Raw genomic sequence first — 11,883 nt, forward strand, 5'->3', positions numbered from 1 at the left:
GCACGCCAATGGTAGTATTTCAAAATACAACGGCTGGAACACTTATTTCCTGACGGAAAAGCTCTTATGGACCAGCTTTACACCAGGAAGCGCGTTTTGAGATTTACCAACAGGGCGGCGCCCTGCTACACTCGCACCATCGCAGCGGTATTGCCTCAAATCATCTTAATCGAGAAATTGTGGGTATCAGTCTGTAAAACGCACAGTTCAGGCGGAATTTTGACAAATTATGGAGAAGCAGGGATATGACCAACGCCGCTGATGATTTCGATGCATTATTCGATGAAGTATCTGCGCAAAGTGCGGCCGCTCCCAAGCCCGCGCCTGCCGCAGCGCCCGCAGCCGTGATCGCGGACGACGATTTTGACGCGCTGTTCGACTCGGTGTCGGCCAGCGCCGCCGTGCCGGCAGCGGCAGCGGAAGCGCCAGTCGCCGCCGCACCGGAAGCGCCCCCGGCAGCTGCCGCAGGCGTGCCTGACGAAGCGGCCGATCCGGTTGACCAGTCCGACAAGCCGATGTTCGAACGCCTGGGTGGCATCGTGCGCTTGCTGCACGATTCGCTGCGCGAACTGGGCTACGACAAGGCATTGACGGAAGCGTCGTCGCAGATCGTCGATGCCCAGGACCGCCTGGAATATGTCGCCACGCTGACGGAACAGGCTGCCAACAAGGTCCTGAATACGCTCGACGAAGGCATGCCGGCGCAAGATGTGCTGTCGAAGAAAGCCAAGGACATGGACAGCCGCTGGACGGCGCTGTTCGATGGCAAGCTGAGCCTGGAAGAATTCAAGGCCCTGGCCGGCGACTCGCGCCAGTTCGCGCAAGCCGTTGCCGAGGCAACGGAAGCGGAAAAAGCGCGCTTGCTGGAAATCATGATGGCGCAGGACTTCCAGGACATCACGGGCCAGCTGATCAAAAAAGTGGTCAACATCACCAAGACGGTGGAGCACGAACTTGCCCAGCTGCTGCGCGACAACGCGCCGGCCGAGGTGCGCGAAAAACTGGCGCAAAAGCCGGTGCCGCTGATGCAGGGCCCGTCCGTGCCGTCGGTGGCGCTGGACCAGGATAATGTAGACGACCTTCTTGCGGATTTGGGATTCTAATGGACGATATGCTCAAGGATTTCGTCGTTGAGGCGATGGATCTTGCGGTTAATGTTGAAGAGCACTTATTGCGCCTCGAGCGTGATCCTGACAACAAGGAAACACTGAATGCCGTGTTTCGTTCCTTCCACACCATCAAGGGTGGCGCCGGTTTCATGGGCTTGCCCGCGCTGGTGGCGGCCTGCCATCTGACGGAAAATCTGTTCGACGCCTTGCGCACGGGCGCCGCGCCGGTGACCCCGATCGCCATCGAGGCGGCGCTGCAAGCATCCGGTTTCGTGGCCGACCAGCTGACGGAACTGGCCAATGGTGCCGCGCCGGAAAGCTTGCCAGCCATGCCGGAAGAGCTGGAACACATCCTCACGAACGCCATCGAAGGCAAGGGCATGGACGCACACGCGCCTGCCGCCGCCGTGGTGGCGGAAGCCGCCGTGGTCGTTGCCGAGGTCGCCGCAGTTGTGGTGGCCGCGCCTGCCGCCGTTGCCACCGCCAGCGCCGATGGCCTGGACTGGGAAGGCATGTATAACACCGTCGTGCCCGAGGCTAGCCGGCTCGCTGCCGCACCAGTGTCCGCCATCGCTGCTGCTCCTGCCGCCGTGGTCGCGGCGCCGGCCGCTGCCGCCAAGCCGGCCGGCAAGGCATGGGATGGCGTGGACCGCCGTGAAGAGCGGCCGGAAGTGCGCCATGCCGCGCCCGTCAAGGAAGATAGCATCCGTGTCGACGCCGTCAAGCTCGACGCGCTGCTGGAAGTGGCCGGCGAGTCGGTGCAGGCTGCCAACCAGGCAGCCGTGCTGCTCGAACGCTTGCTGCAATTCAAATTCGAAGGCCAGGCCGCTACCCTGATGGCGACCCTGGCGGAAACCCTGGAACGCGCTTCACGCTACTCGACCGAACTGCAGCGTGCCACGCTGGCCACGCGCATGCAGCCCGTGGGTCGACTGTTCCAGAAATTCCCGCGCCTGGTGCGTGAACTGGCGAAGGATCTGGGCAAGGATGTCGAGCTCACTATCGAAGGCGCGGAGACGGAAGTCGACCGCGTGGTGGTCGACAGCCTGTACGATCCGCTCGTGCACATGCTGCGCAATTCGCTCGACCATGGCGTCGAATCGCCGGAAGCGCGCCTGGCTGCCGGCAAGCCCGCCAAGTCGTATATTTCGCTGAAGGCCTGGCAGGAAGCCAACAGTGTCATGATCGTGCTGCAGGATGATGGCAAGGGCATGGACCCAGCCTTCCTGCGTAGCAAGGCCCAGCAAAAGGGCTTGATCAGCGAAAACGCGCAATTGAGCAACGATGAATGCTTCCAGCTGGTGTTCCTGCCGGGCTTCTCGACCAAGGAAGTGGCCTCCAGCGTCTCCGGACGCGGCGTAGGCATGGACGTGGTCAAGACGGCCGTGGAGAAAAACCGCGGCGCCATCCACATCGAGTCGTCCCTGGGCAAGGGCACCAAGTTTGCCATCCGCCTGCCGATCGAGCTGTCCATCGTGCCGACCATGCTCGTGTCGACGTCGGGCGCCGCGCTGGCGCTGCCGATGGCGGTGGTGCAGCGCGTCGTCGAATTGCCGGAAACCTTCATGGAAGTGGGTGGCGCGCCCGTGCTGAAAGACCAGGGCCGTCCATTGCCCGTACGTTCGCTGGCCGGCGCCCTGGGCTACGAATCGTGCAGCGAGCGCGTGGGCATTGTTGTCGCTGCGCCACAGCCGTACATTCTCGCCGTGGCAGCCGTCGATGGGACGGCCGACCTGGTGATCAAGCCGATGACGGCCATCACCGTGGAAGGCATCACCGGTACTGCCCGTTCGGCCGAAGGCGAGCTGGTGCTGGTCGTGGGGCTGTCGTTCCTGATGGACGGGTGTCGAGGTAGCGTGCGGCTGGCAGCCTGACGTAACTATCGCTGAGTCTTTGGAAAGCCCGCTGTCTGTAGCGGGCTTTTTTCATTGTGCAGTCAAGCGCCGCCGGGGCGTAAACTACCGCCTTCGAGCCAGCGCTGCACGCGCACGATTTCCTGGGCGCGTTGCGCCTCGTCCTTCGGTGGCGGCAGATAGATGTCGGGCATGATGCCATCCAGGTCGACCTGCAGTTGCGGCAGACGGGCAGAGCGCGAGGTGGCGTACATTAACTGGCGTATTCCTGAAGGCAGGGCATGCAGGCGCAAATTCGAGTAGTCGAGGGAGCCATGGCTGTTGCGCCCTATCAGTTTGACACGAAAACTTTGCCGCGCCACCAGCAGGAATTCTTCGCAGGAGCTCCCGCAATCGCGATCGACCAGCACCGCGACGCGGGCCGGCTGCGTTTTATTTCTGGGAAAACTTCCATAGCTGACAGGTCCATCGGCTTGCTGCGTCACGAACTGGCCTGATTGGACGCTGCGCATCCGGGCGACGGCTTGATCACTATGCGTCGTGCACGAGGCATCACCGGGGGCGAACAGAGCGCAGATACCTTCCTGTCCGGCGATATTGGCTGGCGTGGACAGCCATTCGCCACCCACGCTGACGATCTCGCCTGAACTGATCCATGGCAGTAGGGGGGCATAAGTGCTATCACTGCCGCCATTATTGCGCCTGACATCAATGATCCAGTTGGGGCGGGTGGCAAGATCGTGGCGCTGGCTTGTCAGTAGATCGGCGATTGCCTTGCTGTACCGAGGAAAAAAACTGGGCAGTGTCAGTAAGGCGGTCCGAGGTGACAGCAGTTGCAGCGATGGCGCTCTTGTATCAACCGTATTTGCAGTGGGCGTGGAGGGCGGCGCTGGTTTGCTGTGCTTCAATGCTGCGCTGGGCACGATTTGCAGATGGCCTGTGCGCCACTGACTCAGATAATTAGCCAGTACTACATCACAAGCAGACTCATCGTCAGTGTTTTTCGCGGCCTCGCTTGCGCTTGCCAGCGCCAGGTCGAAATAGGCCTGGCCCTTTTGCGCCAGGTGGGCGCGTGCGCCCGTATCGTTTTCCAGCAGGAAGGGCGCAATGTCGCGCAAGTCTTGCACGCAGGTTTCTCCCGGCGTGGACGCCGCCGCATGGGCGCCGGCCAAGGGCAGCGCGGCCAGGGTCAGGGCGGCCAGCGCTAACAAGTTCAGTTTCATCGAGATTCCCAAGTGTGGTGGCGCGTGTGCGCTGGCTATTGTTGTCGAAATACAATACACGAAAGATTGGGAAAAAAATATTAAATTATGGTCTCGCCGTGACTCGTTCGGCAGCCCGCCTGCGGATGGGGCCGGCATGCCGCCAATGTGCTGACATCGGCAATTTCCAGCTCACATCTAACGATGTGGCCAAACTTTGTATCGCCAATCCCACGCTTTTGCCTGTTTCGGTTCTGTATTGCGCAATGTATGGCATAATCCTTGTGGATCACCGTATGACTTGGTATCACTTGATCACTTAAACAGGCTGTGGCAACGCTGCATAAATCATGATGAAGACGCTTTACGACAAACTCTGGGAATCCCACGTTGTTCGGGCCGAAGATGATGGCACGACAATTTTGTACATCGACCGGCACTTGCTGCACGAAGTCACCAGCCCGCAAGCCTTCGATGGGCTCAGCGTGGCAGGCCGCCAGCCGTGGCGCGTTTCCGCCAACCTGGCCGTGGCCGACCATAACGTGCCCACTACCAGCCGAGCCGACGGCATCGCCGACCCGGTTTCGCGCCTGCAGGTAGAGACCCTGGACAAGAACGCCAGGCACTACGGCTTGACCTACTTCAACATGAACGACAAGCGCCAGGGTATCGTGCATGTGATCGGCCCCGAGCAGGGCGCGACCCTGCCCGGCATGACGGTCGTTTGTGGCGATTCGCACACGTCCACGCACGGCGCCTTCGGCGCGCTGGCGCACGGCATCGGCACGTCCGAAGTGGAACACGTGCTGGCCACGCAAACCTTGCTGCAAAAGAAATCCAAATCCATGCTGGTACAAGTCGACGGCGCCTTGCCGGCCGGCGTGACGGCGAAAGATATCGTACTGGCCATCATCGGCAAGATCGGCACGGCCGGCGGCACGGGCTACTGTATCGAATTCGGCGGCTCGGCCATCCGCGCCCTGTCGATGGAAGGACGCATGACGGTGTGCAACATGGCCATCGAGGCGGGCGCGCGCGCCGGCATCATCGGCGTGGACGACACCACCATCAATTACGTCAAGGGCCGCCCGTTTTCGCCGGCCGGTCCGCACTGGGAACGCGCCGTGGCCTATTGGCGCACCCTGCATTCGGACGCGGGCGCCCGCTTCGACCTGGTCGTCACCCTCAACGCCGCCGACATCGTGCCGCAAGTGACCTGGGGCACGTCGCCCGAGATGGTGGTCGGCATCGATGGCCGCGTGCCCGATCCCGACCAGGAAAAAGACAGCGTCAAGCGCGATGCGATGGAAAAGGCGCTGGTCTACATGGCCCTGAAACCGAACACCGCCATCGAAGACATCCGCATCGACAAGGTCTTCATCGGTTCCTGCACCAATTCGCGCATCGAAGATTTACGTGCGGCGGCCGCCGTGGTGCGCGGCAAGTACCGCGCCTCGAACGTCACCCTGGCGCTGGTGGTGCCCGGTTCCGGTCTCGTCAAGGACCAGGCCGAGCGCGAAGGCCTGGACCGCATCTTCAAGGATGCCGGTTTCGAGTGGCGCGAGCCGGGCTGCTCCATGTGCCTGGCCATGAATGCCGACCGTCTGGAACCGGGCGAACGCTGCGCCTCGACCTCGAACCGCAACTTCGAAGGCCGGCAAGGGCAGGGCGGCCGTACCCACCTGGTGTCGCCCGCGATGGCGGCGGCGGCGGGCATCGCCGGCCACTTTGTCGACGTGCGGGGATTGCGATGAATTAAGGGTGCTGCGTGGCAACGCAGCTAAATTCTGGGGTCAGACCCGCCGGGGGAATTTTTTCCAGTGGAAAAAATTCCGATCCGTGAGGACTGACCCCAGCTTTCAGTTGCTGGTTTACACTAACGCCATCCATTTCCCTGAAATAAACGAAATCATCATGAAAAAACTCTTCGCCCTCCTCATCGCCACCGTCATCTTGTCCGGCTGCAACACCGTCTCCGGCATCGGCCGCGATGTGCAGAAAGTCGGCCAGGTCGTCACTGGCGCCGGCGGAAAATAAACCGTGACGTGTCGGCGCACAGCGCCGCCCGTCTTACCGAGTAGAAACAGCATGGATAAATTTACGATTTACGAAGGCCTGGTCGCCCCGCTGGACCGCGCCAACGTCGACACCGACGCGATTATCCCGAAGCAATTCCTGAAATCGATCCACCGCAGTGGTTTCGGCCCCAACCTGTTCGACGAATGGCGCTACCTCGACCATGGCGAACCGGGCCAGGACAACAGCCGTCGCCCGCTGAACCCGGAGTTCGTGCTGAACGAGTCGCGCTACCAGGGCGCTTCCATCTTGCTGACGCGCAAGAACTTCGGCTGCGGCTCCTCGCGCGAACACGCGCCGTGGGCGCTGGACCAATATGGCTTCCGCGCCATCATCGCGCCTTCGTTTGCCGATATTTTCTTCAATAATTGCTACAAGAACGGCTTGCTGCCCATCGTGCTGTCGGAAAGCCAGGTCGAGCACCTGTTCAATGAAGTCAAGGCTTTCCCCGGCTACAAGCTGGTGGTGGACCTGGAACAGCAATGCGTGCGCACCAGCAATGGTTCCGTTTCGTACCCGTTCGAGATCGATGCCTTTCGCAAATATTGCCTGATGAATGGCCTCGATGATATCGGCCTGACCCTGCGCCATGCCGACGATATCCGCGCCTTCGAAGAGCGTCATTTGACCAATCAGCCTTGGCTCGCCAACGTTATCTAAAGATCATTCCATGAAAATTGCAATCTTACCCGGCGACGGCATCGGTCCTGAAATCGTCGCGCAAGCCGTCAAGGTCTTGAATGTGTTGGGCGAATCGTTCGAGCTGGAAACGGCGCCCGTGGGCGGCGCCGGCTATGCGGCCCATGGACACCCTTTGCCGGAAGGCACGCTGGCGCTGGCGAAAGCGGCCGATGCCGTGCTGTTCGGCGCCGTTGGCGACTACCAGTACGACAATCTGGAGCGCCAGTTCCGCCCGGAGCAGGCTATTCTGGGCTTGCGCAAGAACCTGGGCCTGTTCGCCAACCTGCGTCCGGCCATTCTGTACCCGGAACTGGCGGGCGCCTCGACCCTGAAGCCGGAAGTAGTGTCCGGCCTGGATATCCTGATCATCCGCGAATTGACGGGTGACATTTATTTCGGCCAGCCGCGCGGCGTGCGCGAGTGCCCGGACGGTCCGTTCAAGGGCCAGCGCGAAGGCTACGACACCATGCGCTATGCGGAAGGCGAAATCCGCCGGATCGCCCACGTAGCCTTCCAGGCGGCGCAAAAGCGCGACAAGCGTCTGACCAGCGTGGACAAGGCGAACGTGCTGGAAACGTTCCAGTTCTGGAAAGACATCGTCATCGACGTGCACAAGGAATACCCGGATGTGGCGCTCGATCATATGTATGTCGATAACGCGGCCATGCAACTGGTGCGGGCACCGAAGAAATTCGACGTCATGGTGACTGGCAATATGTTCGGCGACATCTTGTCGGACGCGGCCGCCATGCTGACGGGCTCGATCGGCATGCTGCCGTCCGCTTCGCTCGATGCCAACAACAAGGGCTTGTACGAGCCATCGCACGGCTCGGCGCCCGATATCGCGGGCAAGGGCATCGCCAATCCACTGGCGACGATTTTGTCGGCGGCCATGATGCTGCGCTATTCGCTGCACCGCGAAGAGCAGGCAGCTCGCATCGAGGGTGCGGTGAAGAAAGTGCTGGCGCAGGGCCTGCGCACGGCCGACATCCACGAAGCGGGTACCACCTTGGTGGGTACCGAGGCGATGGGCGATGCAGTTGTAAAAGCACTGGGATAAAATAGTCTAATGACGGCAGTCGCCGTCTCATCTTGAGGAATGGTAATGAAATTAGTTGGCTTGGTAGGTTGGCGCGGTATGGTCGGTTCGGTCCTGATGCAGCGCATGCAGGAAGAGGGCGATTTCGCCCACATCGAACCGGTGTTTTTCACCACCTCGAACACGGGCGGCGCGGCGCCGGCCATGGCGAAGAATGAAACCATCCTCAAGGATGCCAACAGCATCGCCGAACTGTCCAAGTGCGACATCATCATTTCCTGCCAGGGCGGCGACTACACGAGCGCGGTCTTCCCGCAGCTGCGCGCAGCGGGCTGGAATGGCTACTGGATCGATGCGGCATCGACCCTGCGCATGGAAAAAGACGCTGTCATTGTGCTCGATCCCGTCAACCTGCACGTCATCAAGGATGCGCTGGGCAAGGGCGTGAAGAATTACATCGGCGGCAATTGCACCGTATCGTGCATGATGATGGGCCTGGGCGGCCTGTTCCAGCACGACCTGATCGACTGGATGACGTCGATGACGTACCAGGCGGCATCGGGTGGCGGCGCGCAGCACATGCGCGAGCTGCTGACGCAATTTGGCACCATCAACAGCTCCGTCAAGGCGCTGCTGGAAAACCCCGCTTCCGCCATCCTGGAAATCGACCGTCAGGTGCTGGCCACCCAGCACGGCTATTCCCCGGATGAAATCAAGCAATTCGGCGCGCCGCTGGCCGGCAACCTGATCCCATGGATCGACAAGGACCTGGGCAATGGCCAGTCGAAGGAAGAATGGAAAGCGGGCGCGGAAACGAACAAGATCCTGGGCCGCGGCATCGATTTTGGCACCAAGGAAATTCCTGTCGATGGCCTGTGCGTGCGCATCGGCGCCATGCGTTGCCATTCGCAAGCCCTGACCATCAAGCTCAAAAAAGACGTGCCGCTCGATGAAATCAACGACATCATCGCCAGCAACAATCAATGGGTGAAGCTGGTGCCGAACACGCGCGAAGCGTCCGTGCGCGACCTGTCGCCGGCAGCCGTCACGGGCAGCCTGACGATTCCCGTCGGCCGCGTGCGCAAGATGAGCATGGGCGGCGAATACCTGTCCGCCTTCACCGTGGGCGACCAATTGCTGTGGGGCGCGGCCGAGCCGCTGCGCCGCATGCTGCGCATTTTGCTGGACGCGTAATGGCAATAAATTGCTGATCAAGATCAAGCCGGGGCTGTTTTCCCGGCTTTTTTTTCGTCCTGAGTCCGTCAAGGCTCAACCATGCGGAGCTTGCATAGCTATGGGCATGATGATATGTTGATACCTCTGGAAAAGTAACTGTTTTCCCATGTCAACTAAGATGCCGCCAATTATGCCTGTACACACTCGTCCCCGGGTCGCCTCCCTTGCCATCAAAACACTCAGCAGCGCTGTTGCCTGCGCGGTGTTATTGTCACCGGCGGTATCCGCAGCCGAGCTGGGCAAGATCACGGTGCTATCCGCCGCCGGCCAGCCGCTGCGCGCCGAGGTCGAATTATCCGCCGTCAAGCCAGGCGAGGCAACCAGCCTGCTGGCCAAGCTGGCGCCGCCGGATGCCTACCGCCAGGCCAACGTGGAATTCAATCCCGCCCTGAACGCGCTGACGTTTGCCGTGGAAAGCCGCAACGGCAAGTCCTTCATCCGCATCAGCTCGGCGCAACCGGTGGCCGAACCCATGGTGGATTTGCTGCTGGAACTGAGCAGCAAGAGCGGGCGCCAGGTGCGCGAATATGCGTTCGTGCTCGACACGCCCGAAGCGCGCCAGACGCGCGGCGCGCAAGTGACGGCGCCGGCCGAACCAGGCCGGGCCGGGCGCAATGTGGAGCCGGCGGCGGCGCAAGAGTCACGCAAGAAGCCCGCTGGCGAATACAAGGTCAAGGCGGGCGACACCCTGAGCCGCATCGCCAGCGAACTGAAACCATCGGGCGTCTCGCTCGACATGATGCTTGTCGCCCTGTACCGCGCCAATCCCGATGCCTTCAGGGGCGAGAACATGAACCGCATGCAAGCCGGGCGCATCCTGGCCGTGCCGGGCGCGGACGCCGTGCGCGCCACCGATGCGGCCGCAGCGAAGGGTATCGTGACGGCGCACGCCATCGATTTCGAAGCCTATCGCAACAAGCTGGCGGGCCAGGTATCGCAAAGCAAGCCGGCCAAGGCGGCGCAAGCGACGCAAAGCACGGCTGGCAAGATCGGCGCGACCAAGGTGCAGGAAAAGCCGACGGCCGTGAGCGAATCGCAAGACAAACTGAAACTGTCGAAGGCGGAGTCGGCGGCCAAGTCGGCCGGCAAGAGCGCAGTTGCCAGCGAGGAAGACAAGATCGCCAAGGCCAAACAGGTCGATGAAGCGGCCGCGCGCGTCAAAGAGCTGGAAAAGAACGTCAGCGACCTGGAAAAGTTGATGGCGGTTAAGAGCAAGGCCATGGCCGACAAGAGCGCTCCCACCCCCGCCAAGCCGGCCGAGGTCGCTGCCAGCGCCATCGCCAGCGCGTCGGCCGAGGCGCCGCCGTCCGTGTCTCAGCCGCCCGCACCGAAGGCCAAGCCGGTGCCGCTGGTGAAAAAACCGTCTCCGCTGGAGCCCACCCTGGCCGACAAGATCAGCGACCACCTGGGTGCCATCGGCATCGGCCTGGCCGCGTTGCTGGCGGCCGTGGCGGCGCTGGTGATCGCGCGCCGCCGCAAGGAAGCGCCGCCGCCCGCCGAAGATATCGCCCCCGAGTTCGAAGCGGAGCCGCCAGTGGCGCCGCCGGCCGGTCTGGCGCCGGAAGACCAGCAGTCCGAAGCGAGCAACCACTTGTTCGGCACGGGCGCCGCCGCTGCCGGCGTGGCCGCCGCAGCGGGTGCCAGCATGCTTGAAGGCAATGAAACAGACGCTGTCGCCGAAGCGGACGTGTATATCGCCTACGGCCGCGATGGCCAGGCGGAAGATATCCTCAAGGAAGCCTTGCGCCTCCATCCCGAGCGTCATGCGGCCCGCTTGAAGTTGCTGGAAATCTATTCGGCCCGCAACGATGTGCGCGCGTTTGAAGACCAGGCCAGCGAACTCTACAGCCTGACGCGGGGCCAGGGCGAAGAGTGGCCGCAGGCGGCCGCGCTGGGCCTGGCGCTCGACCCCACCAACCCCCTGTATGGCGATACGGAAGATGATGCCGTCGTCAGCCTCAGCAAGGGGGGCGGCGACGACTTGCGCGGTCAGAGCATGGACTTGCCCGACGATCTGTCTGCACCGGCGCCGTCGGCCGACCTGGCGCCGGCAGAGCCGGTTTCCTCTGTCAGCGCCCGCGATGCGCGCGATCCTCTCGATTTTGACCTCGACAGCCTTGATTTCGAGCCCGTCTCCACCAGCGACCCGATCGTCATGCCGGGACCGGACAGCAAGCCGCAGCCGCCTGCGCACGATGCGCACTATGACGCCAGCATGGATTTCGGCCTCGACCTGGAGCCGCCAGCGGGCCCCGTGAATGGCGTGGGTGCCGGTTTGACGCCTTTGCCTGATCCGTTGAAGGATGTGGACCTGGCCCATTTCGACCTCGACGAGCCCGTGGCTCCTGCTGCCGCACCGGTGGCGGCGGCCGAGCCTTCCCTCGACAGCCTGTTCGACGACGCACAAACGCCAGCCACCTTGCCGGAAGCCATACCGCCGGCACAGGAATTCGACCTGTCCGGCATCGACCTGGACCTCAACGATGGCAAGACGGCCAGCGTGGGCGTGGACGACCCGCTGTCGGCCATCCACATGGAAATGGATACCAAGCTGGACCTGGCGATCGCTTACCAGGAAATCGGCGACAAGGAAGGCGCGCGCGAGCTGATCGATGAAGTCATCAAGGGCGGCAGCGCGGAACAAGTTGCCAAGGCGAATACCATGAGAGCTCTCCTCAGCTAGCAAT

Annotated in this window: 9 protein-coding genes; 8 read left to right on the forward strand and 1 reads right to left on the reverse strand. The window is 62.1% G+C overall.

Translation table 11 applies throughout. The features are described from left to right. Nucleotides 1-245 precede the first annotated feature (245 nt). Both ACQ4WN_RS19905 and ACQ4WN_RS19910 read left to right on the forward strand, forming a co-directional pair. Entirely contained in the window at nucleotides 246-1,103 is an 858-nt protein-coding gene (locus tag ACQ4WN_RS19905) for a protein phosphatase CheZ (RefSeq protein WP_436553076.1), read from the forward strand. Continuing rightward, nucleotides 1,103-2,983: a chemotaxis protein CheA gene (locus ACQ4WN_RS19910; protein WP_436553077.1), complete on the forward strand. Its 1,881-nt coding sequence runs from the start codon at nucleotides 1,103-1,105 to the stop codon at nucleotides 2,981-2,983. The genes ACQ4WN_RS19905 and ACQ4WN_RS19910 overlap by 1 nt, the downstream gene beginning before the upstream one ends. Nucleotides 2,984-3,045: 62 nt before the next feature. Here the strand turns inward: ACQ4WN_RS19910 and ACQ4WN_RS19915 are convergent, their stop codons facing one another. Further along, a complete protein-coding gene (locus ACQ4WN_RS19915) occupies nucleotides 3,046-4,185 on the reverse strand; it encodes a S41 family peptidase (protein WP_436553078.1) in 1,140 nt (379 codons plus the stop codon). Nucleotides 4,186-4,514: 329 nt separating this feature from the next. Here ACQ4WN_RS19915 and leuC point away from each other — a divergent pair, with 329 nt between their 5' ends. The 6 genes from leuC to ACQ4WN_RS19945 all read left to right on the forward strand — a co-directional run bounded on the left by leuC (nucleotide 4,515) and on the right by ACQ4WN_RS19945 (nucleotide 11,879). Continuing rightward, on the forward strand, nucleotides 4,515-5,918 hold the full coding sequence (gene leuC / locus ACQ4WN_RS19920; RefSeq protein WP_436553079.1) for a 3-isopropylmalate dehydratase large subunit: 1,404 nt from the start codon (nucleotides 4,515-4,517) through the stop codon (nucleotides 5,916-5,918). A 160-nt stretch (nucleotides 5,919-6,078) separates the two neighbouring features. Next, nucleotides 6,079-6,201 (forward strand): entericidin A/B family lipoprotein, encoded by a 123-nt coding sequence (locus ACQ4WN_RS19925; protein ID WP_010400408.1) that lies wholly within the window; start codon nucleotides 6,079-6,081, stop codon nucleotides 6,199-6,201. A gap of 51 nt (nucleotides 6,202-6,252) precedes the next feature. Further along, nucleotides 6,253-6,900 carry a 3-isopropylmalate dehydratase small subunit gene (gene leuD, locus ACQ4WN_RS19930; RefSeq protein ID WP_436553080.1) on the forward strand — a complete coding sequence of 216 codons (648 nt, stop codon included), beginning with the start codon at nucleotides 6,253-6,255 and terminating at the stop codon, nucleotides 6,898-6,900. A gap of 10 nt (nucleotides 6,901-6,910) precedes the next feature. Then, on the forward strand, nucleotides 6,911-7,981 hold the full coding sequence (gene leuB, locus ACQ4WN_RS19935; RefSeq protein ID WP_436553081.1) for a 3-isopropylmalate dehydrogenase: 1,071 nt from the start codon (nucleotides 6,911-6,913) through the stop codon (nucleotides 7,979-7,981). A gap of 45 nt (nucleotides 7,982-8,026) precedes the next feature. Beyond that, on the forward strand, nucleotides 8,027-9,154 hold the full coding sequence (gene asd, locus ACQ4WN_RS19940; protein ID WP_436553082.1) for an aspartate-semialdehyde dehydrogenase: 1,128 nt from the start codon (nucleotides 8,027-8,029) through the stop codon (nucleotides 9,152-9,154). Between the two features lie 244 nt (nucleotides 9,155-9,398). Continuing rightward, entirely contained in the window at nucleotides 9,399-11,879 is a 2,481-nt protein-coding gene (locus tag ACQ4WN_RS19945; protein ID WP_436553083.1) for a motility hub landmark protein FimV, read from the forward strand. Nucleotides 11,880-11,883: the final 4 nt, after the last annotated feature.

It is taken from the genome of Janthinobacterium pasteuri, from assembly GCF_051380775.1.
Taxonomy (GTDB): Bacteria; Pseudomonadota; Gammaproteobacteria; order Burkholderiales; family Burkholderiaceae_D; genus Janthinobacterium.